This is a genomic window from Halobaculum sp. CBA1158 (genome assembly GCF_021431925.1).
Taxonomy (GTDB): Archaea; Halobacteriota; Halobacteria; order Halobacteriales; family Haloferacaceae; genus Halobaculum.
Genome location: NZ_CP090371.1, coordinates 513,443 through 537,851, shown reverse-complemented (window position 1 = coordinate 537,851; position 24,409 = coordinate 513,443). Strand labels below are relative to the sequence as shown.

Here is a 24,409-nt window from a genome sequence, read left to right as displayed (position 1 = left end):
ATCGACGGAACAGTCGAGTTAGAACACGTCGAGGTAGTCCTCCACGACCGCGCGTTCCTCCGCAGTTAGGTCGAACAGGTCGTACACGGCGTCGTCGATCTCGGCTTCGAGTTCGGCAATGTCCGTCGCGGCGACCTCCTCCCGATCCGCTTCCAGACGCTCCAGAAGCTCCACTACGCCGGCGTCACTCCGGGGGATAGGAATGGTCGTCTCCTCGCCGCTCTTGACGCTCCGGCCATCTACGGCCGCGTAAACGTACTCGGCGCGTCGCTTCCGGGCCTCGCGGTCGTCAGAGTACATCGCCGGGTCGTTGATCGTGTCGGACCGCCCGGCCTGCACGGTGAAGTTCCCGTCCACGTCGCCCTGCACCTCGGCGCTCACAGGGTACCGGCGCGTCTGCCATTCGTAGGTGATGTAATCGAGTTCCCCGTCGTAGTTGCCGAGATATGCCTCCGGGAAGCGGTCGGTCCTGCTATCGAGGTCAATGGTGTCCACGATCTCCTCGGCGGTCCCCTGCATCACGTCGAATACGCCGGCGGTGTCCTCGGTCAGACAGGGAAGCTTCTCAACGTACTGTGAACGGTACTCGTAGTATCCGCCCATCTTGACCGTCGTGATATGCTTGAAGTAGAAATCGAGAGCCTTCGAGTTGAGTTGGCAGGCCATCTCCTCTGTGAGTTCTCGGTAGGGGTCATCGAGTTCGATACCGTATGCGGTTTTGAAATACCAAACGCCCTCGCTGTCCATCATGAATCGGGCGTTCTCGGAAATGTGAGCACCGATGATTTTCGGCTTCTCGAAGCGTTCGTGACTCTTTGGGTAGATGAACGCATACCAGTCCTCGCGCCCCTCCATCCGGCCGCTCTCTCGACCTTCCAGGGCCTCGCGGTGCTTCTGGAAGTATCCCCACGTTAAGGGAAGTTGTTCTCTTAGGTACTCGGCGTCGTACGCTTTTGTCGTCGTGTCTTCACCATCTCTCTCAACATAATGAGGGAGGATAACATGGAGACCCGACCACTCTCCACGCCACCGCTCCACGTCTTTACCCCTCAGCCACGGACAGAGTAGATCCGTTTCTATCTCGTACTCCTGGTTCTCTCCAGTCGGAACGACCCTAACAGTACTACCGCAGTCCTCAGGTTCGATTCGGTCGGCATTGACTGGCTTTACCAGGTAGACCTTGTTTGCGCTTGTCTGCGTGCCAGCGAAGACGGCATCGGTGATATTGCCGAAGTTTGCCGTGGCATTGTCCTCCAGCTTCTCGAACACCTGCAACTCCTCGGGCGGCATCAGCCCCCAATATCCCGTAGCAGAGAGCTTCGATTGGGGATAGTCGAACACGTCTATGAAGTCGTCCGAGTAACCCGGAGACCCGCGGTTCTCTCGCACCGAGGTCACGATAGCCTCGTCCAATTCCCGGTCGTCCTCGTCGTCCGTGTTCGCCTTCACCCGGACAGACCGGATCTCGTTCTCCTTACGCTCAGCTTCGTCCGGTTCGTCTTCGAGAATCACGACCGCGGGGTAGTTGGTGGCGTCCTCGAAAACACCTGAATCCCGGAAGTCGTACACTTCCTCGATCCGGCTGTCTTCGAGTAGCACGCGACGGAGCCCCTCCCCGTAGTCCGTGACCATGAACTGGTTCGGCGTGATGAACCCGAGCTTGCCCGTGTCCTCGGCGAGCCAGTCGAGCCCGCGCTCGTAGAACGGGCAGTAAATGTCGTAGTTCCCGGTCGTCGCGTCGTACAGCGTGTCCATCATCGCCTTCTGGCTGTCAGGGAGGTTCTGAATACGAACGTACGGCGGGTTCCCGACCACGTAATCGTATTCCATGTAGTTCTTCACGACGAGCGCCAGCACCGTGTCCTCGAACATCTTGAACAGCCGCCCGTCGTTGTGTTCCTCCTTGAGGTAGCGGACGTTCTCCAGCATGTCGTTCACGTACGGGGCGAAGAACTCCTCGACGCCGTCGTACTCGCGGTCCGTGTGGTGGTGGATCCGCTCCTCGAGTCCGCTCTGGTAGGTCCAATCGAAGTCCCCGCCGAACTCCTCCGCGAGCGCCATGTGGTCCTTCACCGTGTCGAGAACCCCCTGCAACGCGGCGAAGTACTCCCCGAAGTTGCTCACGCCCGTCTCAAGTTGGATCGTGTCGAACAGGGGCATCCGCACGCGCCGAACCAAGAAGCCGTCCTCGGTCTCGGACACCTCGTCCTCGTCTACCTCAACCGGGAGGGGAACAGGGATCCGAACGTCCTGATCGTCGTCGGTCATCGCGTCGAAGGTCATCTGTCGCGAGCCGTCGTCTCCGAGGTCCGTCCCGGTTAACTCCCGCTCGTTCCGGAGCGTATCAGTCCGGTAGATTGGGAGCCGGCGGATCGTGTAGTCCGGGTGCGTCTGCTTGGCCTTCCGGTAGGCAGGGAGGATCGCGACGACGAACCGGATCTGCGCCATGAGCACGGCGAACGGGTGAATGTCGAGCCCAACGACGCGCGGCCTGGTACACAGGTCCTGGAGGTGGTCCTTCCAGTCCGGGTCCTCCTCGTACCGCTCCACGTCCGCGAGGTACCGATCGACCGCCTCCACGAGGAACGTTCCAGAGCCACAGGCGGGGTCGATGAGCCGCTCGTTCGTGACGCCGCGGTCGTAGCCGACGCCGTCCATGATGTAATCGATCACCGGCTGGGGCGTGTAGAACTCCCCGAGCGCCTTCCGGGTCTCCGGATCGAAGTACCGCTGATACAGGTCCCCGAGGAGGTCCCCTTGTACGTCCCCGAAGTCGAACCGAAGCACGTTGAAGAACACCTCCGCCACCGCACGGCTGAATCGGTCCCGGGTGGCCTCGCTGATCCGTTCGACCCCGCCGGATTCGCGTGCGACGGCCTGGAACTGATTCGGACCGGACTCGTGGCCCCGTGACAACTGCTCGGCGTACCCGTCTGTCCACCACACGAAAATGTCGTCCTGAAACAGCCCCTCGACGAGCTTGTCCTGCATGTCGTCGATGAGGTTGTCCGCGGCGACGGGAAACGCGTCGAGGTTGATCATGTCCCCGAAGCCCTGGAGCCCGCGGAAATAGTCGTCCATCCCGCCGTATCCGGTGCCGGCGAAGAAGTCGTGGTCCTCGGTCGCCTTCGCGAGCAACAGTCGCGCGAGAAGGGCGTGCCCGCTTTCGAGACAGAACATGAAGTCCCGGAGCGACTGGTTCCCGCCGATGAACGGCTCCCACGAATCCGGGACCTCGTCGGGCTCGCTCGCGTACGTCGCCTCCCAGAAATCGTAGGCACCCTTGACGAACTTCGCTTCCTGGTCGTCGCGGAGTTCTTCGAGCAGATCCATCATCCCCGTCACGAGGTCGGCGAACGGGCTCCCTTCCTCGAGTCGGAACGTCTCGAAGAAGTGCTCCTGTCCGAGTTCGGCGCGCTCGTCCAGGGGGATCGGATCGAGGTCCGAGAGGAACTCATTGACTTGGTCGGGGTCCGTCAGGTCGAACTCGCGTTTCTGGAGTGCGCTCACCAGATCGCGGGCGTCGCTGTCGGCGACGGCGTCGAACGAGACGATAAGCTGTGGGCGGTCTTCGCCACGTCGGTAGAGTCGTAACTCCTCTCCGTTGGTCAAGACGCCGTGCTCTGCCCGAAGGAACTCCATGTACCCGAACAGTTGGTCCTCGTGAGACGGGAGCCTCTCGCCGGTCGTTTTGAACTCGTAGACGGTCGTGACAGCCTCGTTCGAGTCGAGCGTGATGTAGTCAGGCCGACGGTCGTCCGGGAGGCTGAACTCGCTGCGAAGGTCGGTCCCTGTCCCCTCGTACCCGAGAGCATCGTAGAAGCCGGTTTCGAGAAACAGGTTCTCGACGTCGCGCTCGCTCATATCCTCCGCCGATCGGTTGTGGATCGTCTGGAGAGAATCAAAGACGGCGGCGGCGTCAGGCATAGGGTTCCCTGACGACGCACGTTGCTTAATTGTTGCTGCCTGGTTGAACTGATATGTGGAGCGTCAACGATAAACTGATTCGATCGGATTCGTAATGACCTCCGACCGGGAAGTGCGTGTCAGCCCAACGCACGCACTCGGCCGGAACGCGATGCCCCCCGACCGGTCGCTCAATCCGACTTGTTCTAGGACAGACGGAATTGTTATGTGCGGCGCTTCGCCTTGTCACAGCGTGCATCGGGCGGTGGGCGGGGCGGACCCGTCGCGGTCGCCGCCCCGGCGAGGCCGAGCGCGGACGGTCGGTCGCCGCCGGCGACGCCCCGTCCGCGCCTCACAGATGAGACCGAAACACCCAGTCGCGACACGACCGCGGACATCGCCAGCGAGTCCGGGAGCGCCCGCCTCGATCGCTCGAACGGGGGGTGAGCCGTGAGGCTCGTCCTCGTCGCCGGGACGACCGAGACCGCCGATATCGAGGGGATCAGCGCCGCCGGGGCCGACCCGGAGCTGATGCGGCACACGCCCGGGGCCGACCTCGACGTGGTCGTCCACGGGCGGCCGACGCTCGCGCCGGTCGTCCCGGTGAGCCCGACGGGCTGTCCCACGCCGGCGGTCGTGACGCGCGCGGCGCGGGAGCTGTTGGGGCTCGACGTGCTCGCCGTCGACGCCGGCATCGCGGGGCGCACCGGCGCGCCCACCGTCGACGTGGGCCGCGGCCCGGGGCTGGACGTGCGCGAGCCGACGCCGGTCCCCCACGCGGCGGAGACGTACGAGGCCGCACGCGAACTCGGGGGCGCGCTCCCGGACGAGCGCCTCGTGATCGGCGAGACGATCCCCGGGGGAACGACAACGGCCCTCGGCGTCCTCCGAGCGCTCGGGGAGGAGCCGGCGGTGTCGTCGTCGCTGCCGGAGAACCCCCTCGAGTTGAAGCGGCGGGTCGTCGCCGAGGGACTGGAGGCGGCCGGCCTCGACGCCGGCGACGCCGCCGGCGACCCGGTCGAGGCGCTGACGGCGATGGGCGACCCCGTGCTCGCGGCGGTCGCCGGACTGACCGTCGGGGCCGTCGAGAGTGGGGCCGCGGTGACGCTCGCCGGCGGAACCCAGCAGGCCGCGGCGGCGGCGCTCGTCCGGCACGCCGGCGTTGACGCCCCGCTTTCGGTCGCGACGACCTCCTTCGTCGCCGAAGACGAGTCGGCCGGGATCGCGTCGCTCGCGGACTCGCTCGACGTCGACCTCGCGGTCACGGACCCCGGGTTCGAGCGAGAGGACCATCCCGCCATGGATGCGTACGTCGCGGGCGAGGCGAAGGAGGGCGCGGGGATGGGCGGGGCACTCCGCCTGATCGACGAGTCGGCTGCGTCGACGGCCGACCTCCGCGCTCGAATCGCCGACGTGTACGACCGACTGCTCGCGGGACGTGAGGCGTCCGCGACGGAGGGAGCGGCGACGCCGGAGGCGGACCGATGAGGGGGCTCGTCCTCGGCGGCACAGCCTCCGGCGTCGGCAAGACGGTGGCGACGCTGGCGACGATCCGGGCGCTCGAGGCCGCCGGCCACGCGGTCCAGCCGGCGAAGGCCGGCCCCGACTTCATCGACCCGAGCCACCACGAGGCGGTCGCCGGGACCCCCTCGCGGACGCTCGACGTGTGGCTGCAGGGCGAGGACGGCGTCCGGCGGAACTACCACCGCGGGAAGGGAGACGTGGCCGTCGTCGAGGGCGTGATGGGACTGTACGACGGCGACGGCTCCAGCACCGCGATGGTCGCCGAGGCGCTCGACCTCCCGGTCGTGCTCGTCGTCGACGCGAAAGCGGGGATGGAGAGCGTCGCCGCCACGGCGCTGGGCTTTCGCGAGTACGCCGCCCACGCGGACCGCGAGGTCGAGGTCGCGGGCGTCATCGCCCAGCGCGCCCACGGCGGCCGCCACGAGGCGGGGATCCGCGACGCGCTCCCCGACGGGATGGCCTACCTCGGGCGGATCCCGCCGGATCCTGATCTCGAGATCCCGGACCGCCACCTCGGCCTCCACATGGGCGAGGAGTCGCCGCTCCCCGAGGAGGCCCTGGAGTCGGCCGCCGAGCATCTCGACAGCGAGGCGCTGACCGACCTCGCGCGCGAGCCGCCGCGACCGCCCGAACGCGAGCGCGGCCCGGAAGACGGGTCGGGAGGCGGGTCGCGAGGAGGGCCGGGAAGCGGGTCGTCGCCGACCGGAACCCGCGTCGCCGTCGCCGACGACGCCGCCTTCGCGTTCCGCTACCCGGCGACGCTGGAGCGCCTGCGCGAGCGCGCCGCGGTCGTCACCTTCGCGCCCACCCGCGGGGACTCACTCCCCGACTGCGACGCCGTCTACCTCCCCGGCGGCTACCCCGAACTCCACGCGGCCGCCCTCGCCGACAGCGACGCGATCGCAGAGATCGGGGAGCGGGCCGCCGACGGCCTCCCCGTCCTCGGGGAGTGCGGGGGGCTGATGGCGCTGTCGGAGACGCTGACGACCGCCGACGGCGACACCCACGAGATGGCCGGCGTGCTCCCCGCGGACGTGCAGATGCACGACCGGTATCAGGCGCTGGATCACGTCGAACTCCGCGCCCGCGACGACGCGCTCACCGCCGCCGGCGGCGACACCCTCCGAGGCCACGAGTTCCATTACTCGTCGGCGGACGTGGCCGGCGACGCCCGGTTCGCCTTCGAGGTGGTCCGCGGCGACGGCATCGCCGACGGCATGGACGGGCTCACCGAGTACCGGACGCTCGCCACGTACGCGCACGTCCACCCCGAGAGCGGCGCGTTCGACGCGTTCCTGGAGGCGATCTGAGGTGGCACACGGCGACGCACGCGCCGGCGACGTGCGCGCCGGCGAGTCGACCGACGGCGACGGACCGGTCGCGGCGGTCTCGCTCGACCTGTTCGGGACGCTCGTCGACGCCGACAGGCCGAGCGATCCCGCGGGTGCGATCGCGACCGCCCTCCGCGACCAGGGGGTGTCGGTGTCGGAGGACTGGGAGACGGCGTACGCGACGCCCCACCTCGATCACGCGCCGGGCGTCGAGCGACCGCTCCACCACCACGTCGCGGCCGCGCTGGCCGGGGACGACCCCGACCGGGAGCCGCGGGCGTTCGTCGACGACGCCGCGGCGGCCGTCCGCGCGGCGTTCGATCGGCCCGTCGAGACGCGGCCGGGGGCGACCGAGGCGGTCGCGGCCCTCGCCGCGGAGCGCCCCGTCGGCGTGCTCTCGAACTGCAGCGTTCCCGGGCTGGTCGAGCAGTCGCTGGAGCGTTCAGGGCTCGACCCGGACGCGCTCGACGCCGTCGTCGCGAGCGTCGCCTGCGGGTGGCGCAAGCCGGACCCGCGGGCGTTCGAGGCGGTCGCCGACGGCCTCGGCGTCTCGGTCGGTCGGCTGTGCCACGTCGGCGACGACCCGGCGACCGACGGCGGGATCCGAGACGCGGGCGGTCGGTTCGTCCGGGCCGACGCGGACGGCGTGTCGCTGGCGGAACTCCCCGCGGTCGTCGGACGGCGATGGGGCTGACCGCGCTCGCGGCCGTCGGGCTGGCGGCGGCACTCGACGCCGCGGTCGCGGAACCGCCGAGTCGCGTGCACCCGATCGCCGCGTTCGGGCGCGTCGTGGACGCGGTCGACCGCGAGTGGACTCGCCCGCGGGCCGTCGGCGTCGCCGTCGCGCTCGTCCTCCCGCTGGCGTTCGCGGCGGTCGCGTGGGGCGTCGTCGAGGGCACGGCCTCCGTCGTCGCCGACGCGGAAATCGGAGCGGTCCCCTCGGCGGTCGCGACCGCCGTCGTCGCCGGGGTCGCGCTGTTCTCGCTGGTGAGCCTGCGGATGCTCGTCTCGGTCGCGACCGAGGTGATCGAGGCGGCCGAGGGCGACGCCGACGCCGCTCGGGAGTCTGCGATCGCGCTGGTGGGCCGGGACACGTCGACGCTGTCGGCCGCGGAGATCCGCAGCGCGGCCGTCGAAAGCGCCGCCGAGAACCTCGCGGACGGACTCGTCGCCCCGCTCGTGGCGTTCGCGGTCGGCGCGCAGGCGTCGCCCGCGGTCGGGGTCGCCGCCGCCGCGTGGGTGAAGGGCGTGAACACGCTCGACTCGATGCTCGGGTATCCGGGGACGCCGGTCGGCACCGCCAGCGCCCGCCTCGACGACGCGGTTATGTGGGTTCCCGCCCGCGTCTCGGCCGTGTTGCTCGCCGTCGCCGCCGGCTCGCCCGGATCGCTCCTCGACGCCCGCGAGTGGGCCCGCGTGCCCGCCTCGCCGAACTCCGGGTGGCCGATGGCGACCGCGGCGGCCGCCCTCGGCGTGCGGCTCTCGAAGCCGGGCGCGTACGTGCTGAATCCGGACGCCGACCTCCCCTCGCTCGCGGCGGCGCGGGCGGGGGTGCGGGCGGTGGCGATCGCGGGGGCGCTGGCGTTCCTGCTGGCCGGCGTCGCGGTCGCGGGACCGTCGGCCGCGACGCCGGCCGCACCGCCGGCAGTCACGGGGGTGGCGGCGTGGCCGTGAGGCCGCTCGCGGCCGTCGCCGGCGCGGTCGGTTTCCTCTCGCGGATCCCGGTCGGACACGACGAGCCGGGGTGGGAGGCGTTCCGCCGGAGCCCGGCGGCAATGCCGGTCGCCGGCTACGCGCTCGGCTGCCTCCTCGCGGCGGCGGTCGCGGTGCCGGCGCTGGTCCCGGTCGCTGTGCCGACGCCGACAGCGGCGCTGGCGCTTGTCGTCTGGACGTACGTCGTCACCGGGATCACCCACCTCGACGGCGTGGCCGACCTGGGCGACGCGGCGGTCGTCCACGGCGACGCCGACCGCCGTCACGAGGTGCTGAAAGACAGCGCCGTCGGCGTCGGCGGCGCGCTGGCGCTGGCGCTTGTCGTCGTCGGACTGGCGACCGCCGGCCTCGCGCTCGCGGACCTGGCCCGCGTCGACCTCCTCGCGACCGTCGGCGTCGTCCTCGCCGGGGAGGTGGCCGCGAAGGCCGCGATGGCGACGCTCGTGTGCCTCGGCGACGCGCCCCACGAGGGGCTCGGATCGGCGCTGACGGAGGAGTCCGGTCCGACCGCGCTCGCCGGCGTCGCGCTCGCGACCGCGCCCGCGACGCTGGTCGGGTGGCCCCGGGTCGCCCCCGGCGTCGCCGTTCTCGCTGCCGCCGTCGTCGTCGCGGCCGCGGTCCTGTGGTGGGCGCGCGCTCGCCTCGGCGGCGTCAGCGGCGACGTGCTCGGCGCGGCGAACGAACTGGCCCGCGTCGCCGGGCTGCACGCGGGGGTGATCGCGTGGACGCTCTCGTGATGTGCGGCGGCCGAGGGACCCGCCTCGGCGCGGACGGCGCGGACACGGAGAAACCGCTCGTGCTCGTCGACGGCGTCGCGATGGTCGAGCGCGTGCGTCGGGCGCTCGCCGACAGCCGGGTCGACCGGGTCCACGCCGCCGTCTCGCCGGACACCCCGGCGACCCGGGAGCGACTCGCCGACCGGCCGGACGTGTCCGTCGTCGACGCCCCGGGCGACGGCTACGTCGCCGACCTCGGCTACGCGCTGGCGCGGGTCGACCGGCCGGTCCTCACGGTCGCCGCGGACCTGCCGCTGCTGTCGGCCGACGCGGTCGACCGCGCCCTCGCGGCCGCCGGCGACGGGGACGGCGGGGACGCGAACGACGCCGGCAACGCCGCCGGCGACGCGTCGCTTGCGGCGTACGTCCCCGTCGCCCTGAAGCGCGACCTCGGCGTCAGCGTCGACCCGGGAACGACGAGGACGCTCGACGGCCGCGAGGTCGTCCCGACCGGGCTGAACGTCGTCGGCGGGAGCGATGACGACGGCGACGACAGCGACGGCGACGGAGACGACGGCGACCGCGACGGCGACGGCGACCGCGACGACGGCGGCGGGACCGACGAGCGATCGCTCGTCCTCGCCGACGAGGGCCTCGCGGTGAACGTGAACCGTCCGCGCGACCTCCGGGTCGCCGAGGCGCTGCTGCGTCGCGAACGCGACGGACGCGGCCGACGCGACCGCGACCGGCCCGAGACGGGATCGACCGCCGTCGATACCGACGACACCCACGATACCGACACACACAGCCGATCATGAACTTCGACACCGCACGCGACGCCGACCGGACGCCCCACGGCAGCAGCGACGACCCCTCGGTCCTCGACTTCAGCGCGAACACGAACCCGCGCGTCCCCGAGGGCGCGGGGGCGGTCTACCGCGACGCCTTCGAGGCGGCGCGGACGTACCCCGAGGAGCCGCCGGCGGACTACCGGGCCGCCGCCGCCGGCTACGTCGACTGCGACGCCGAGGCGGTGATCCCGACGCCGGGCGGGCTGGCGGCGCTCCGGCTCGCGATCGACCTGGCCGTCGGCCCGGGCGACACCGTCGCCGTGCCGTACCCGAGCTTCGGCGAGTACGCCCGCGAGGTGCGGCTTCAGGGGGGCGAGCCGGCGTTCGTCTCCCAGGAGGAGATCACCGACGCGGACCCCGCAGAGCACGCGCTCGCGATCGTCTGCAACCCGAACAACCCGACCGGGAACGCGTATCCGGACGGGGACCTGCGGGTGTTCGCCGAGCGCTGTCGCGAGGCCGGGACGCCGCTGTTGGTCGACGAGGCGTTCCTCGGGTTCACCGACCGGCCGTCGCTGGCGGGCGAGCCCGGGGTGATCGTCGCCCGGTCGCTGACGAAGCTGTTCGGCCTGCCCGGGATCCGGGCGGGCTTCGCCGTCGCGACCGGCGCGTGGCGCGAGGCGCTCGCGAACGCCCGCCGGACCTGGAACCTCGGGACGCCCGCGCTCGCGACCGGCGCGTACTGCATGCGACAGACGGAGTTCGTCCGCGAGACCCGCGACCGCGTCGCCGACGAGCGCGAGCGGGTGCGGACGGCCCTCGCCGATCTGGGGTTCGACGTGCACCGGTCGGACGCGCCGTTTCTCCTGTTCGACGCCGGAGCGGCCGGCGACGGGGACGACGGCGGAGAGCGCGGCGTCGACGCCGTCCTCGCTCGCGCCGCCGACGCGGGGATCGCGGTTCGCGACGCGCGGACCTTCCGCGGGCTCGACTCGCACGTCCGAGTCGCCGTGCGGACCCCCGCGGAGACCGATCGCCTGCTGGAGGTGCTACGTGACGTTTGAGACCCGCGTCGCCGACGGCGTCCTCCGGCTCGGACGGCCCGACACGCGGTGGCTCTCGACCGGCTGGGCCGGCGGGTTCGCCGACGCCCCGGCGGCGTACAACGTCTCTGTGCCCGAGGGGTGGACGCACACCGACCTCGACGCGTACGTCGCCCGCCGCCGCACAGACGCCGGGTTCGAGCCCGCCGGGCCGACGCTGCTCACGGGCGTCGACATGTGCCACGCCCGCCTCGCCCGCGCCGGCCCCGTCGTCGCCGTCGCGACCGCGGGCGTCTCCAACCCCGCGGCGCTCCCGATGCGGCCCGAGAAATCGGACCGCGGCGTTGTCACCGGCGACGACGCCGCGGCGGACGAGCCGGTCGGCCGCGGCACGGTGAACGTCCTCGTGGCGACGACCCGCCGCCTCGACGACGGCGCGCTCGCGAACCTCGTCGCCGTCGCCGCCGAGGCGAAGGCGGCGACGCTGTTGTCGGCGACCGGGTTCCCGGGGACGACCACCGACGCGGTCGTCGCCGGCAGCGCCCGCGACGGCGAGCCGGCGCGGTTCTCGGGGAGCGCGACGCCCGTCGGGAGCGCCGCCCGCGCGTGCGTCCGCGACGCCGTGGCCGCCAGCCTCGACGCCCGGTACGCCGACGACGAGACGGCGACGCTCCCGGACAGCGTCGCCGACGCGGAACACGGGGTCGTCACCGACCGCGAGACGGAGGTATTCGAGCCGTGAGCGATCCGGTCCGGGCCGGTCCGATCTGGTCCGGGCCGATCCGATCTGCTCCGGGCCGATCCGACCCGCAGCGACCACGAACGGTTTGCCGATCCGCGACGTAGAAGCCAACCATGACCGACACGAACGCGACAGCCGACGACACGACCGACGACCCGAACCGCGCACGCGACGACGACCGACCGGAGGAGGCCGAAGTCGCCGACGACCCCCGCGCCCGCACGCCGGGGAAAGGCGTCACCCCCGCCGCACGCGACATCGAGCCGGCAGCGCCCGAGGAGTTCGGGCTGGTGCAGACGTGGTGGGGCGACGGGAAGGGGAAGACGACCGCCGCGCTCGGGATGGCGTTCCGGGCGGCCGGCCACGGCTACCGCGTGCACGTCCTCCAGTTCATGAAGGGCGGCGCGGACAGCGTCGAGGACGTGCGCGGGGAGTACAACGCGATCGCCGCGATGCCGGGGATCAGCTACGAGAACTCCGGCCACTACGGCTGGCACGCCATGCCCGACGGCTCCGACGAGGCCGACCACGAGTCCCGCGCCCGCGCCGGCTTCGAACGCGCCCGCGAGCTGGTCGAGGGGTGGAACTCGGTCGACCTGACGGCCCCGCTTCCGCTCGACGGCGACCCCGCCGAAGGCGCGCACATGCTCGTGCTCGACGAGGTCGTCTACGCCGCGAACCGCGACCTCGTCGACCCCGACGACCTGCTCGCGCTGATCGACGACGCGCCCGACGGCCTGGAACTGGTGCTCACGGGCGGGCACGAGCGGCCCGACTACCTCGCGGAGGCGTCCGACCTGATCACGAACGTCCGCAAGGAGGCCCACCCGTTCGACGACGGCCACCGCGCCCGCAAGGGCACCGAGTACTGATGGCCGGACGCGACGAGCACGGACGCGACGGGGACGCCGACTGCGACGAGCACGGCGACGGCGACGATCCCGACGACTGCAACGGCCCCGATGGCGACGCCGGCGACGGCTCCGCCTCGGCCCACACGCTGCTCGTCGCCGGCACCGCGAGCCACGTGGGCAAGAGCACGGTCGCCGCGGGGCTGTGTCGCCGCCTCGCCGACGCCGGCGTCTCCGTCGCGCCGTTCAAGGCACAGAACATGAGCAACAACGCCCGCGCGGTCGTCCACCCCGACGGCGGGTACGGCGAGGTCGGCGTCTCGCAGGCCGTGCAGGCCCGGGCCGCGGGCGTCACGCCGACGACCGATCACAACCCCGTGTTGCTGAAGCCGCGGGGCGACGGCGAGAGCCAACTCGTGATCGACGGGGAGGCGGTCGGTCACTACGAGGCCGGCGCGTACTACGACGAATACTGGGAGCGCGCGCGGGAGGCGGTCGTCGACGCCCACGCGCGGCTCGCGGCCGACCACGACGTGATCGTCGCCGAGGGGGCCGGCTCGATCGCCGAGATCAACCTCCACGACCGCGACCTCGCGAACGTCGAGACCGCGCGCGCCGCCGACGCGTCGATCCTGCTCGTCGGCGACATCGAGCGCGGCGGCGTGTTCGCCAGCCTCTACGGCAGCCTCGAACTCATGCCCGCGGACCTCCGCGAGCGCGTCGCCGGCGCGGTCATCACGAAGTTCCGCGGCGACCCCGCGATCTTAGAGTCGGGACTCGCGGAGTTCGAGGACCGGACGGGGGTCCCCGTGCTCGACGTGATCCCGTACGACGACCCCGGACTCCCCGAGGAGGACAGCGTCGCCCTTCCGGCGGTCGGCGAGCGCGCCGTCGTCGGCGACGACGACGGGGTCCCGGCCGAGCGGAGCGTCACCGTCGCCGTTCCGCGGCTCCCGCGAGCCTCCAACGTCACCGATCTGGGGCCGCTGTCGCGGACGCCGGGCGTCCGCGTCGCGTACGTCCCGCCGGACGGCGACCTCGACGGCGCGGGCGCTGGCGCGAACGCGGACGCGGACGGGGTCGTGATCCCCGGAACGAAGAACACCGTCGACGACCTGCTGGCGCTTCGCGAGGGCGGACTCGCCGACGCGATCGTCGAGTTCGACGGCCCGATCCTCGGGATCTGCGGCGGGTACCAGCTCCTCGGCGAGCGGATCACGAACGCCGACATCGAGGGGACGGGCGACGCCGAGGCCGTCGAGGGACTCGGACTGCTGCCCGTCGTGACGCGCTTTCGCGAGGACAAACGCGTCCGGCGGACCGAGACGACCGTCGACGGCTGCGGGCCGCTGGCGGGCGCGAGCGGCCGCGTGTCGGGCTACGAGATTCACATGGGTCGCAGCGAGCGCGTCGGCGACGCGGGCACGCCCGTCGAGCCGGGCAGCGCCGCCGTCGGCGCGGTCGCCGGGACGTACCTCCACGGCGTCCTCGACGCCGCGACGACGCGCGACGCCTTCCTCGCGAGCGTCTTCGCGCACGCGGGCGTCGACCGGCCGGACTCGCGAGGGCGGACCCGATCACCGTACGCGGCCGCCGCCGACCTCGTCGCCGGCGTCGACCTCGACGCGCTCGGGGTCGACCCCGCGGCCGCGGGCGACCGGGCAACCGGGGGCGACGAGGGAGGCGTCGGCGTCGCGAGCGACGGGGAGTAGCCGCGGAGCGAAACCCCGAAGCGCCGTCGTCGCGTCGCCCTCGGCATGCTCACCTTCATCGGGCTCGGTCTCTGGGACGAGCGCTCGGTCACCGTCGAGGGACGGGAGGCGCTTCGGGCGGCCGACCGAGTCTTCGCGGAGTTCTACACGAGTCGCCTCGCGGGAACGACCGTCGCCGACCTCGAGTCACACCACGGCGTCGCGATCGAGGTCCGCGACCGCGACGGCGTCGAGCGGGATCCCGAGGCGATCCTCGACGCGGCCGCCGAGGAAGACGTCGCGTTCCTCACCGCCGGCGACACGATGATCTCGACGACGCACGCCGATCTCCGGGTCCGGGCGGCCGAGCGCGGCATCGAGACGCGGGTGATCCACGGGGTCACGGCGCAGTCGGCCGCCTCGTCGCTCACGGGGCTACAGAACTACCGTTTCGGCAAGGCGGTGACGCTCCCGTTCGAGTACGCCCACGGCGCGGAGGGAACCCCGCAGTCGGTGATCGACGGGATCGAGGCGAACCGCGAGCGCGGCCTCCACACGCTGGTGTATCTCGACATCAAGGTCGCCGGATCGTCGCCGGCGGGCCCCGCCGAGGGTGAGCCCGACGAGTACATGACCGCCGACCACGCGGCCGAGGCGCTGGCGCGCGACTGGGACTCCGAGGCCGTCGGCGTCGCGGTCGCGCGGGCGGGAAGCCCGACCCCCGTCGTCGCCGCCGACACGCTCGCGGCGCTCTCCGAGCGCGAGTTCGGCGACCCGCTGCACATGCTCGTGATCCCCGGGGACCTCCATCACCTGGAGGCGGAGGCGCTCGCGGAGTTGGCCGGGTGTCCGCGGGACGCGTTTCCGGCGACTGAGTAGGCCTCGATATCGGAACGCCCCAGTCCGGGGTCGTCGATCGGGTGTGGCCGTACATTGATTACATCGGTACACGTAGTACAGCCCATGCCAGTCAGTATTGACGAGTTCGAGTCCGGCGACCTCCCGCGCGGGCCGAGCGTTCCCGAGCAGGTGGTTCGATACCTGGTCTCGAACCGGACGCAGGCGTTCACGAGGTCCGAGATCGCGACCGCGATCGACGCGGACCCGAACACGGTCGGCACGGCGCTGTCCAGGCTGAAGGACCGCGACCTAGTTCGACACAGGGGCGAATACTGGGCGATCACGGACGACCGAGAGCGTCTCGAGGCCGCGTACGACGTTCACGCCGCCACCGAGCGACTCGACGCCGATGACGGCGGGATCGATCCGGACGAGTGGGACGCCGCGGCCCCCGACTCGGACCGCCCCGATCGACCGGCCAGCGGGGAGGAGCAACCCCGATGAGGCCCGAGCGCGGAGACATCGTTCGCAGTTCCGACCCGTTCAAACTCGGCGAGGACCGACAACGACCGTGGCTCATCATCAGTAACGACTCACATCCGTTCACCGACGAGCAGTTCGTCGGGCTCGCCGTCTCGACGAGGCGGTACGAGGACTCGATCCCGCTCGCTGACGACGTGTGGGATGTCGGCGGCGTCCCGCGGGAATCGTTCGTGTCGCCGTGGGCCGTTCACTCCCCCCGAGCCGAGGATCTCGTCGCGTGGCAGGGGCGCGTCACCGGGGAGTTCGTCGACGACACCGTGGAGCGGTTGCGACGGTACGTCCGGTGAGGCGACCGATCGGGGCGGCGAGGGGTTCGGCCGCTACAGCCGGTCGGTCCCGTCGCGGCCGCCCGACACCCCGCCGTCGGTTTCGACGGGATCCCTCGGCAGGTCGAGCGACTCCAGGAGGTCGTACTCCTCGTTCGTGATCATGTACAGCACGTCCTCGATCACGGTGACGAGCTCGGGGAGCTCGCGGACGACGAGGTAGGTGACGCCGACGAGCGCGACGACCGCGAGCACCTGCGAGATGACTCGGTCGGAGAGGAAAAAGGACACCATGTACGGGTCCGAGGAGCCGAACAGCAACAGCACCTCGTCGACGAACACCTGGAGGCGCTGGGTGCCGAAGGCGATCCCGATGAAGGTGGTACGCACGATGTTGAGCAGCCAGATGATCGGGATGGAGACCGCGAGCGCCCGGAGCTTCCGACCCAGGGGCGCACGCACCGCGGCGATGAGCCCCGCGAAGATGGCCATGCTCCCGAGGCCGGTACACGCGAGGACGACCTCGAACAGGAGGGTGTGCCCCTCGGGCGTGGTGAACTGGTAGGCGTTCTGATAGCCGAGGATCGGCCCGGTCGTCCGCTCAGGCGTGTAGCCGAACAGGCTCATCGCCCAGCCGGTCTGCTCGGTGACGGTGAGGATCAGCGCGCGGCTGAGCGGTTCGATCGCCTCGACGCTGCCGGTCGCGCGCAGGCCCATCTCGAACGGGAGGTAGACCAGCCCCATCACGGCGACGGCACGCGAGAGCACCCGCAGCGAGTCGCGACCGGTCCACAGCAGCCAGCCGGCGTACAGACACGCGGGAACGGCCACCAGCGAGAGGACGCCCTCGACGTAGCTCTTCTGCGTGAACGCGAAGTGCGGGAACAGCACCAACCAGAAGAGGGCGAACAGCCCCCAGCCGGCCGTCGAGAGCGCGCGGTCGGGCGCGACCGCGAGGCCGTCGAGGCGGCGACGGAGTCGAGCGAGCGCGCCCCCGTCGGCGGGGCGGCGACGGACGTACTCGACGGCGGCACCGGCGAGGAACGTCGCGATCACCGCCCACCCGAGCAGGTCGGTGTAGATGCTCGCCATTCAGTCGTGGATCGGCGCTGTCGGGTAAAGCCCTTGTCGTCTCGTGTGCCGGGCGTGCGAGGGCGACGCGGTCGATGAGGCCCAACCACTCGGCAGATCACAATTGTAATTTAGTTGCAGATGAAACACCGGGTATGGCAACGGCGGTCAGAATGGACGAGGAGACGAAATCGAAGCTGGAGGAGCTACAAGCTGAGATCAAACTCAAGACCGGCGAGAAGGTCACCCAACAGGAGATCCTCACGGAACTGGTCGAGTCGGCCGTTCGCTCGCGGTCGGCGTTCATCGACTCCTTCCGGGACGGGACGAACGCGCTCTCGGATGCGGAGATCGAGCGATTCAACGAGGGGACGGTCTCGTCGGGCGTCGAGACGGACGAGGCGGACATCGACGAGATCCTCTACGGATGAGCGTCCTCGTCGACACCGGCGTCCTCTACGCTCACCACGACACGGACGCGAGTCGCCACGACGTGGGGGCGCGGGCGCTCACTCGGGTACTCGGTTCGACGGAGTACGGCCGGGTGTTCACGAGCGAGTACGTGTACGACGAAGCCGTCACGCTGACGTACCGACGAACGGGCCGGATGGCGGATGCGGTCGAACTCGGCCGCCGGATCCGCGGTGAGGGTTACCCCGACGCGATCGATCTGCTCTCGAGTTCGCCGGCGCGCTTCGAGGACGCCGTCGCCGCCTTCGAGCAGTACGCCGACCACGGGCTCAGCTTCACCGACGCGATGACCGTCGCGCTGGTCGGCCACCACGATATCGACTCGGTTCTGAGCTTCGACGACGACTTCGACGGCGTCGTCGACCGCCTCGACCCTGGAACGGTCGTCGCGGAGTAGTCGCTCCGCCGGCGCGCCGTCTCGGCCGCCTATTCATCGATGGACCACCAGTCGGAGACGAGCGAGCGAGAGCGCCACCGCTGGTCGGTGCGAACGCGTCGAACGAATGAGTCCGCGTGAAGCGGACGCGACCGGCGTTACCGCTTCGGAATCTCGATGTCGTCGGGAACGAGCGAGAACCCAAGCGTTCGGAAGTCGCTGTCGAACGCGAACACGTGGTCGACGTTCCGTTCGCGGGCGAGGACTCCCGTCGTGTGGTCCACGAACGAGATCTGTTGGTCGTCGAAGCGCTCGAACTCCGCACAGACCGCCTCGAACTGTGCCCCGTCTGGATGCAGAACCGTCACCGCCGACGAGTCTCGGACTCGCCGGAGCGTCTCCATGGCGTGCCCGTGGCCCGCCTTCCGGAGCACGAGCGTCGCCAGTTCGCCGAGGACGTAGCCGGTGGTGTACAACGGACGGAATCGGAGGTCCCCGGCCGTGATCGCGTTCATCACCGCGCGAGCCCGCTCGTGTCGAGGGGAGTTCTCGACGAAGTGAGCGAAGAACGCGCCCGTGTCGACGAACAGGGGCGTCGGTCCGGGGCCGCTCATCCCTCGATCTCGCCGTAGAGCACGTCGTCGATCTCGTCGTCATCCACGGGTTCGTCGACGGCGAACGAGGGCGCTGCAAACAGCGGGTCGTCGGCGTCCTCCTCGGCGGTCGCCGCATCAGCGTCCGCGGTGTACCACCAGACCACGGTTCGACTGCCGAGCGTGACCTTTTCGATACGCCCGTCCTCCGCCAACTGGCGCAACCGACGGTAGGCGGTCGATCGGTCGATGTCGAAGCGGTCGGCCACCTCGCCCGCCGTGTGAAACGGCCGCCCCTCCGTGAAGTATCGCAGGAGGTCGTCGTCCGCGATCCCGGAGTCGAACTGGCCGCGGTCGTCGCGATCGGTTCCCTCGGACATGATCGTGGTACCGTCTCATGTACACCGTACACTAATAGGTGTTTTGCGGCTATGTATTGCACTACGTGATGTGTGGAGTGGCGGCTCGGTCCATCCGAACACGGATCTCGACAACACGAACTGCGCGGCCGACCCACCGGACACCGGCGGTTCGATGGCCGCCGCTGGTCGGTGCGAGCGCGTCGAACGAATGAGTCCGCGTGAAGCGGACGCGGCCGGGGTACGCCCGGTCAGCCGAGACTCGGTCGTCAGTAGGATTCGATCCGTAATCCGTCGACGCTGTCGAAATCCCGATCGGTGGTGACGACCGGTTCGTTGTATTTCAGCCCGGTGGCCGCGACGATCGAATCGCCCGGATCGAGGGTCGGCTTCGTGTCGCTCACACGGTGTGTTCCCATCAGCACCCCTGCCCGACGGGCGAGTTGTCCGCCGAGCGACACCACGGGCTTGTTCGCGATGAGCCGCTCGTACTCCCGCTGATTCGTCACCGTCTCCGAACCCGCCCCGACCCCGAAATACAGTTCCCAGACGACGATTGACGGGACCCGAAGCGGCAACCCCGTCGCTTCCAACTCCGCCGCTTTCTCCGCCGCGACTTCGTCGTTGTCACGCAGGTCAGCGAGGAAACACGTATCAAGTATCATCCGATTCGACCATCGTCCGCTCCAGTTCCTCGGCGTACTCCGTATACGCCGCCCGGAGTTCCTCCCGTTCGTCCGCGTCGGCCACCGGCTCGGTCTCCCGCGCGAAATCGACGAGATCGTACCCGTCGATGAGCCGCTCGATCGTTTCACCGATCGTTTCGTCGTCCCGTTTCAGCGCCGTTATCCGCTCGTGAACCCGCGACGGGACGCGGATGTGCTTGGTGTCGGAGCTCATCGTTAACGAGCGTAAACGCCGTACCGGTATCAATCCACCGTCTGGTGGCTCGACCGCCCTCCGGAACGGCGAGTGATGCCGGCCGAGATCGGCCAGCGCCGCACGCGGCGCATCACGGTCGTGGACTCGGCGGTCCGGCGTCGAATCGAACACTCGAACCGAGCTGTCGCTGGTAGGTGCGAGCGCGTCGAAAGAATGGGTCCGCGTGAAGCGGAAGCGACCGGGTTACGCCCGGTCAGTCGTGGTTGTCGTTAGTCGCGGCGCGTGGCCAGGAGCGCAGCGCCGACGAGTGCGATGAGCGCCAGGACGGCACCGAAGCCGGGCGTGGACGTGGACGTCGTCGTGTCGTCCTCGGGCGGCTCCGTGGTGTCGTCCGCGGGCGGCTCAGTCGTGTCGTCCGCAGGCGGCTCCGTGGTGTCGTCCGCAGGCGGCTCCGTGGTGTCGTCCGCAGGCGGCTCGGTCGTGTCCGCGGGCGGCTCCGTGGTGTCCGCAGGCGGCTCCGTCGTCTCGGTGGACTCGACGACGAGGCCGTCAGCGGAGGCGATCGTGCTGCCACCCTGGCGGACGGTCACGCTGAACTCGTCCTCGGCGGACTGGTCAGCGAAGCCGAAGGAGGCGTTGAAGCTCCCGTCAGCCTGGACCGTCACCGTCTGCGTGTTGAAGAACCGCGGCTGCGTCCCGTCGTCGGAGCGGACGCGGATTGTCAGCTCCGTGCCGGGCGCGAGGTTGGTCGTGCCGGAGACCTGCTGATCCTCAGCGGCCTCGACCTCGACCGGGTCGCTGTCGAGCTCAGTAGACTCTTCCTCAACGGTGAAGCTCGAAGTCACCGTCTCCTCGTCCTCAGCGTCGGAGGAGCCGAGCAGACGGTCGTCGGCGACCGTGATGCTCGCGTTGAACTCGTCACCGGGCTCGACGCTGTTGCCGGAGTCCTCGAGTTCGATCTCACCGGAGTCGACGATGAGGTAGAAGGCACCGTCGCCCTCGATGGCGCGGATGCCGTTATTGTTGTTGTTGGCCGCGGTCTCGGTCACGTTGACTTCCTTGGGGTCGGCGTTCCGACCGGGGTTGGTCTGCGTGATCTCGACCGTGATGTTACCGTTCTCCACGGCACCGAGGAGACCGCCGTTGGCGTCGATGACACCCTCCAGGCCGGTCGCGGTGACCTGGTGGATGACGTAGTCGCCAGCGGTGATGGTGTCGTCCTGCGTGACGGCACCGTCCTCGATGAGAGCGGTCACGTCGTCCTCGTCGACGTCGTCGTCGCCGTCGGCGTCGAAGTCAGAGACACCGCCGGGCGCGGTCCACAGCTGCTGGTCGTCGGTGGAGCGCTCGGCGATGAAGATCGAGCCGAGGTCAGTCGGGTTGTCGGTCGTGGTCTGGGCACTTCCCGTACTCACGGCGAGCTCGTACTCACCGTTGTCGAGGAGGTTGTCCAGGTCGGTCAGGTCGGCGTTACCGGAGTTGTCGAGGGTGGCGGAGTCGTCCTCACCAGCAGCCTCGATGACAGTACCGTTTCCGGTGCTGCCGGCCGCATAGGTGTTGAACAGGACCGTAACCTCCCCGTCACCGTCACCGTCGGTGAAGGAGACGTTGGCCTGGTAACCCGCACTCTCACTACCGATGATGAGCGTACCTTCCGTCGCGGCGTCGCTCAGTTCGAGGTCGATCTCGGCGACGTCACCCTGGGGCACCTCGGTCGTACCCTCAGCGAAGGAGACTTCGCCGGCACCGACATCGTTCACGTTGACGTTCGCGGTGTCGGACGCCGTGGAGTCCGCCACGTCGAACGAAATCGTGTAGTTGCTCTCGGGAACTTCGCTGAAGTTGGCGTCAATCTCGAGGCCGTCCTCGACACCGGAGACGTTGATCGTCTCGGAGTCGTCAGCGACGTTCGAGACCGAGTAATCGCTGAAGATGTCCTCCAGCGTCTCGTTGCTCACCGCGTCGCCGTCACCGTTCTCGGCGCTGATGAGCACCGAGAAGGTGCCGCCACGGTTCGTGTCGACGGTGTGCGTCTCGATGGTGCTGCCGGCGTTGTCGACTTCGCCGTCGTCAGCACTCACGTCGATATTCTGCTCAGCGACCTCGAAGAAGGCCGTGTCGCCCGTGGAGCTTCCGCGCAGGAAGTAGTTGGACTCCTGCAGGTCAGCAGTCTCGAAGGTGATCTCGCCGTCGTCGTTGGCGGTCCCCTCCTCAACGAAGCTGCTGCCGCTGGAGGTGTTCCGGCGGAGCTGGACGGTCTCACCGTTGCCGAACTCGTTCGAGTAGACGGTCTGACCCTGGAACACCAGCTGGGTGTTCGTACCGCTCACGTCGCGGTCGAAGTCAACGTCAGCCGTGTTGTCGGTGACGGTGAGCTGCTGGAAGTCGGACGGGCCAGAGTCATCGGCACCGCCGAAGCTGCCATCGGCATTGGCGTCAACACCGAACTGAGCCTGACCAGTAAAGTCGCCGTCGACGTTAGGCGCTTGGACGTTGGTCAGGTTGTACGAGATGTTAACGGTGTCATCAGTACCAGAACCGCCAGCACTCGTATCGTCCTGAACTGTGACGTTGACCACGTTGGTGGTCGAATCGACGTTCGTCGATCCGATAGTCGCAGCCCCTTCATTGACTTGAGCATCGGTGATGCTCGCTCCGCTACTCAGGTCAAGTTCCTCAGGGAGGACGACGGTGAAGACCTGGTTTCCGTCGCCGCTGGTGTCAACGCCGGTCGCGTTTAGTGTGATGCTATGCGTATTCGTCGTTCCCTCATCTACCGTAGCCGGAGTAATGGAACTGTTTCCGGTTTCGGCAGTCGCCGCAGCCGCTGTCCCGGTAAACGCGACGGTGCCCGCGAACACGGAGAACACCATCAGCGCCGCCAGGATCAGGGCGCGGATCTTGTCGTTATAGTCTGTCATGGTTTGTCTAAGCCGCACTGCAACCGGCGACAACACGGTTCGCCCAAGCCTGCTCCAGAGCGCCCGCGAGGCGGACTCGGCGAGGGATACTTTTTGCTGTCACCATGGGTAGGGGTACGGTCATACCCAACATCGGACCTTATAAATCTCTTGTGGTAAATCGGATGGCGCGTCAACGCTTCACACACCCGAAATCGGGGGTGTGGGGAGTTCTCGCCCGAACCGGGAATAAGTACTTTGTGTCGACCGCGGCGGCGTGGCCGGGCGTGGGCGACGCCGGGACGGTGGGTCGGTGGCGACGAAGGGCCTCGGGCGCGTCGCAAACGAGAGTGTCGGGGCTCGCGCGCGCTTGGGCGGCTGACTACGACCGACTCGTCGACGGCTACTCGCTGACCGACTTCGCCGACGACATGGCGGAACTCGACGAGCGCCACCCCGAGCCCGACGAACTGGAACGGGCCGTCGAGGAGTCCGACGAGCGCGCGAGGGCGGAAGTGGAGGATCAGATCCTGTGATCCTCGACACGCAGTACCTCGGGGAACTCGCGAACGGGAACCAGGACGCACGTCGGCTCGCGGAGGAGTTAGACGACCGAGCCGCGCCGGTCCGAATCCCGGCCGGCGTCGTCTGGGAAGTGATGTACGGACTCGGGAGGACCGACCGCACGCTCGCCGGCACGCGTCGGATATACGAGACGCTGTTCGAGTCCTCGACGGTGATCCCGTTCGACGACCACGCGGCCCGACGGGCGGGCACCCTTCGAGGGAAACACAGCGGATCCGACGATCGACGCACGCTGGACGGTGCCGACTCGATGGTCGCGGCACACGGGCTCCTGTTGAACGAAGCGGTGGTGTCGAACGACTCGGACCTTCAGGACGTCGAGGGGCTGGACGTGGTTACGTACTGACCCGGGACGAGCGAATCCACGCGCGTTACCGAAAACGGACGGGCAACGACCTCCCAGCCAGTATGCGAGACGGACGACCTCGGAAACCCCCAAAGATTGAGGTAATACGAGGAGTAATACCCGATGTGAGCGAGTCCACGCGCGTCACCGAGAAGGGACAGGCGACGATTCCCAAGCCGCTGCGTGAGAAGTACGACCTCGAACCCGGCGACGAGGTCGTCTGGATCGACACCGACGACGGTATCGTCGTGAAAAAGCGCACGCGAACCGCCGGACGGGGACTGCTGGTGCCCGACGACACGTCCGAGGAGAAGCGCGAGGAGGTCGCCGAGGAACTGCGACGCCGGGTCCGCGACCGTCGCGACCGCAACTACGGGGAGGCCTGAGGTGGCGACGTACACCGCCGACGCCGTCTCGCTGCTCGTCTATCTCGTCGACGCGCTTCCGGCGGCGGCCGACCGCGTGTTCGCCGAGGCCGAAGCCGGGGAAACGGCCGTACACGCGCCGAGTACGGCGCTCGCGGAGGTTCTGTACGCCGTCGCCCACGATAAGGATGTGCGGGGCGTCACGCTCGCGGGGACCCCCGAAGATGCTCGGCGAGCCCTCGTCGAGAACGGCCCCGTCTCTGTCGCGCCGGTCGACGACGCGGCGCTGGTCGAGTACGCCCGGATCGCAGAGGAGTTCACCATCCACGACGCGCTCGTCGTCGCGAGTCACCGAGCCCGAGACACGGACGCGATCCTCACGACCGACGGCACCGTTCGCGACGCCGGGTATCGGACGCTCTGGGCGTGAGTGATGCGGCGGCTGTCCGATGGCGAACTGCCACCGCGAGCACGTCGTCTAGTACGTCGGCCTCGAGGCGGGTC

General features: G+C 69.4%; 28 protein-coding genes. 21 read left to right on the top strand and 7 right to left on the bottom strand.

Annotated features, from left to right (window positions below; all coding sequences use genetic code 11):
* Nucleotides 1-18: 18 nt before the first annotated feature.
* Nucleotides 19-3,333, bottom strand: a complete 3,315-nt coding sequence (locus Hbl1158_RS02715; protein WP_234298541.1) for an N-6 DNA methylase — start codon at nt 3,331-3,333, stop codon at nt 19-21.
* A gap of 60 nt (nt 3,334-3,393) precedes the next feature.
* Between Hbl1158_RS02715 and Hbl1158_RS02710 the strand changes: the two genes are divergently transcribed.
* The 15 genes from Hbl1158_RS02710 (at nt 3,394) to Hbl1158_RS02640 (ending at nt 15,978) form a co-directional block, all read left to right on the top strand.
* Nucleotides 3,394-3,594 carry a hypothetical protein gene (locus tag Hbl1158_RS02710; protein ID WP_234298540.1) on the top strand — a complete coding sequence of 67 codons (201 nt, stop codon included), beginning with the start codon at nt 3,394-3,396 and terminating at the stop codon, nt 3,592-3,594.
* Between the two features lie 24 nt (nt 3,595-3,618).
* Nucleotides 3,619-3,939 (top strand): hypothetical protein, encoded by a 321-nt coding sequence (locus tag Hbl1158_RS02705; RefSeq protein ID WP_234298539.1) that lies wholly within the window; start codon nt 3,619-3,621, stop codon nt 3,937-3,939.
* 417 nt (nt 3,940-4,356) lie between these two features.
* A complete protein-coding gene (gene cobT / locus Hbl1158_RS02700) occupies nt 4,357-5,394 on the top strand; it encodes a nicotinate mononucleotide-dependent phosphoribosyltransferase CobT (protein ID WP_234298538.1) in 1,038 nt (345 codons plus the stop codon).
* The gene (locus Hbl1158_RS02695; protein WP_234298537.1) at nt 5,391-6,740 is read left to right on the top strand and encodes a cobyrinic acid a,c-diamide synthase; all 1,350 of its coding nucleotides are present in this window, start codon (nt 5,391-5,393) and stop codon (nt 6,738-6,740) included. Before cobT ends, Hbl1158_RS02695 begins: the two co-directional genes overlap by 4 nt.
* A gap of 1 nt (nt 6,741) precedes the next feature.
* Nucleotides 6,742-7,455 carry an HAD family hydrolase gene (locus Hbl1158_RS02690; RefSeq protein WP_234298536.1) on the top strand — a complete coding sequence of 238 codons (714 nt, stop codon included), beginning with the start codon at nt 6,742-6,744 and terminating at the stop codon, nt 7,453-7,455.
* Nucleotides 7,446-8,435, top strand: a complete 990-nt coding sequence (locus Hbl1158_RS02685; RefSeq protein WP_234298535.1) for a CobD/CbiB family cobalamin biosynthesis protein — start codon at nt 7,446-7,448, stop codon at nt 8,433-8,435. Before Hbl1158_RS02690 ends, Hbl1158_RS02685 begins: the two co-directional genes overlap by 10 nt.
* Nucleotides 8,426-9,211: an adenosylcobinamide-GDP ribazoletransferase gene (cobS, locus tag Hbl1158_RS02680; protein ID WP_234298534.1), complete on the top strand. Its 786-nt coding sequence runs from the start codon at nt 8,426-8,428 to the stop codon at nt 9,209-9,211. The genes Hbl1158_RS02685 and cobS overlap by 10 nt, the downstream gene beginning before the upstream one ends.
* Complete coding sequence (locus tag Hbl1158_RS02675; protein ID WP_234298533.1) at nt 9,196-10,008, top strand: NTP transferase domain-containing protein; 813 nt, start codon at nt 9,196-9,198, stop codon at nt 10,006-10,008. The genes cobS and Hbl1158_RS02675 overlap by 16 nt, the downstream gene beginning before the upstream one ends.
* Nucleotides 10,005-11,045, top strand: a complete 1,041-nt coding sequence (locus Hbl1158_RS02670) for a threonine-phosphate decarboxylase (protein WP_234298532.1) — start codon at nt 10,005-10,007, stop codon at nt 11,043-11,045. The genes Hbl1158_RS02675 and Hbl1158_RS02670 overlap by 4 nt, the downstream gene beginning before the upstream one ends.
* The gene (locus Hbl1158_RS02665) at nt 11,035-11,766 is read left to right on the top strand and encodes an adenosylcobinamide amidohydrolase (RefSeq protein WP_234298531.1); all 732 of its coding nucleotides are present in this window, start codon (nt 11,035-11,037) and stop codon (nt 11,764-11,766) included. Before Hbl1158_RS02670 ends, Hbl1158_RS02665 begins: the two co-directional genes overlap by 11 nt.
* A gap of 113 nt (nt 11,767-11,879) precedes the next feature.
* Complete coding sequence (locus Hbl1158_RS02660; RefSeq protein ID WP_234298530.1) at nt 11,880-12,638, top strand: cob(I)yrinic acid a,c-diamide adenosyltransferase; 759 nt, start codon at nt 11,880-11,882, stop codon at nt 12,636-12,638.
* Nucleotides 12,638-14,329, top strand: coding sequence for a cobyric acid synthase (locus tag Hbl1158_RS02655; protein WP_234298529.1), 1,692 nt, complete (start codon nt 12,638-12,640; stop codon nt 14,327-14,329). The genes Hbl1158_RS02660 and Hbl1158_RS02655 overlap by 1 nt, the downstream gene beginning before the upstream one ends.
* Before the next feature lie 45 nt (nt 14,330-14,374).
* A complete protein-coding gene (gene dph5, locus Hbl1158_RS02650) occupies nt 14,375-15,187 on the top strand; it encodes a diphthine synthase (protein WP_234298528.1) in 813 nt (270 codons plus the stop codon).
* Between the two features lie 84 nt (nt 15,188-15,271).
* Nucleotides 15,272-15,652: a hypothetical protein gene (locus Hbl1158_RS02645; protein ID WP_234298527.1), complete on the top strand. Its 381-nt coding sequence runs from the start codon at nt 15,272-15,274 to the stop codon at nt 15,650-15,652.
* Nucleotides 15,649-15,978 carry a hypothetical protein gene (locus Hbl1158_RS02640; protein ID WP_234298526.1) on the top strand — a complete coding sequence of 110 codons (330 nt, stop codon included), beginning with the start codon at nt 15,649-15,651 and terminating at the stop codon, nt 15,976-15,978. Before Hbl1158_RS02645 ends, Hbl1158_RS02640 begins: the two co-directional genes overlap by 4 nt.
* Before the next feature lie 33 nt (nt 15,979-16,011).
* Here Hbl1158_RS02640 and artA read toward each other — a convergent pair whose 3' ends face one another.
* Nucleotides 16,012-17,049, bottom strand: coding sequence for an archaeosortase A (artA, locus tag Hbl1158_RS02635; protein WP_234298525.1), 1,038 nt, complete (start codon nt 17,047-17,049; stop codon nt 16,012-16,014).
* Nucleotides 17,050-17,183: 134 nt separating this feature from the next.
* Between artA and Hbl1158_RS02630 the strand changes: the two genes are divergently transcribed.
* Nucleotides 17,184-17,459, top strand: a complete 276-nt coding sequence (locus Hbl1158_RS02630) for a hypothetical protein (RefSeq protein ID WP_234298524.1) — start codon at nt 17,184-17,186, stop codon at nt 17,457-17,459.
* Nucleotides 17,456-17,896 (top strand): PIN domain-containing protein, encoded by a 441-nt coding sequence (locus Hbl1158_RS02625; protein ID WP_234298523.1) that lies wholly within the window; start codon nt 17,456-17,458, stop codon nt 17,894-17,896. The genes Hbl1158_RS02630 and Hbl1158_RS02625 overlap by 4 nt, the downstream gene beginning before the upstream one ends.
* A gap of 137 nt (nt 17,897-18,033) precedes the next feature.
* Here the strand turns inward: Hbl1158_RS02625 and Hbl1158_RS02620 are convergent, their stop codons facing one another.
* The 5 genes from Hbl1158_RS02620 to Hbl1158_RS02600 all read right to left on the bottom strand — a co-directional run bounded on the left by Hbl1158_RS02620 (nt 18,034) and on the right by Hbl1158_RS02600 (nt 22,630).
* Nucleotides 18,034-18,489 (bottom strand): PIN domain-containing protein, encoded by a 456-nt coding sequence (locus Hbl1158_RS02620; RefSeq protein WP_234298522.1) that lies wholly within the window; start codon nt 18,487-18,489, stop codon nt 18,034-18,036.
* A complete protein-coding gene (locus Hbl1158_RS02615; protein WP_234298521.1) occupies nt 18,486-18,848 on the bottom strand; it encodes a helix-turn-helix domain-containing protein in 363 nt (120 codons plus the stop codon). Before Hbl1158_RS02615 ends, Hbl1158_RS02620 begins: the two co-directional genes overlap by 4 nt.
* Before the next feature lie 248 nt (nt 18,849-19,096).
* Nucleotides 19,097-19,492 (bottom strand): PIN domain-containing protein, encoded by a 396-nt coding sequence (locus Hbl1158_RS02610; RefSeq protein ID WP_234298520.1) that lies wholly within the window; start codon nt 19,490-19,492, stop codon nt 19,097-19,099.
* On the bottom strand, nt 19,482-19,880 hold the full coding sequence (locus Hbl1158_RS02605) for a hypothetical protein (RefSeq protein ID WP_234298519.1): 399 nt from the start codon (nt 19,878-19,880) through the stop codon (nt 19,482-19,484). The genes Hbl1158_RS02610 and Hbl1158_RS02605 overlap by 11 nt, the downstream gene beginning before the upstream one ends.
* 98 nt (nt 19,881-19,978) lie before the next feature.
* Nucleotides 19,979-22,630, bottom strand: a complete 2,652-nt coding sequence (locus tag Hbl1158_RS02600; protein ID WP_234298518.1) for a BGTF surface domain-containing protein — start codon at nt 22,628-22,630, stop codon at nt 19,979-19,981.
* 266 nt (nt 22,631-22,896) lie between these two features.
* Between Hbl1158_RS02600 and Hbl1158_RS02595 the strand changes: the two genes are divergently transcribed.
* The 4 genes from Hbl1158_RS02595 to Hbl1158_RS02580 all read left to right on the top strand — a co-directional run bounded on the left by Hbl1158_RS02595 (nt 22,897) and on the right by Hbl1158_RS02580 (nt 24,335).
* Nucleotides 22,897-23,145, top strand: coding sequence for a hypothetical protein (locus Hbl1158_RS02595; RefSeq protein WP_234298517.1), 249 nt, complete (start codon nt 22,897-22,899; stop codon nt 23,143-23,145).
* The gene (locus tag Hbl1158_RS02590) at nt 23,142-23,540 is read left to right on the top strand and encodes a PIN domain-containing protein (RefSeq protein ID WP_234298516.1); all 399 of its coding nucleotides are present in this window, start codon (nt 23,142-23,144) and stop codon (nt 23,538-23,540) included. The genes Hbl1158_RS02595 and Hbl1158_RS02590 overlap by 4 nt, the downstream gene beginning before the upstream one ends.
* A 125-nt stretch (nt 23,541-23,665) precedes the next feature.
* Nucleotides 23,666-23,926: an AbrB/MazE/SpoVT family DNA-binding domain-containing protein gene (locus Hbl1158_RS02585; protein WP_234298515.1), complete on the top strand. Its 261-nt coding sequence runs from the start codon at nt 23,666-23,668 to the stop codon at nt 23,924-23,926.
* Between the two features lies 1 nt (nt 23,927).
* Nucleotides 23,928-24,335 (top strand): PIN domain-containing protein, encoded by a 408-nt coding sequence (locus Hbl1158_RS02580; protein ID WP_234298514.1) that lies wholly within the window; start codon nt 23,928-23,930, stop codon nt 24,333-24,335.
* The last annotated feature ends 74 nt before the right edge of the window (nt 24,336-24,409 follow it).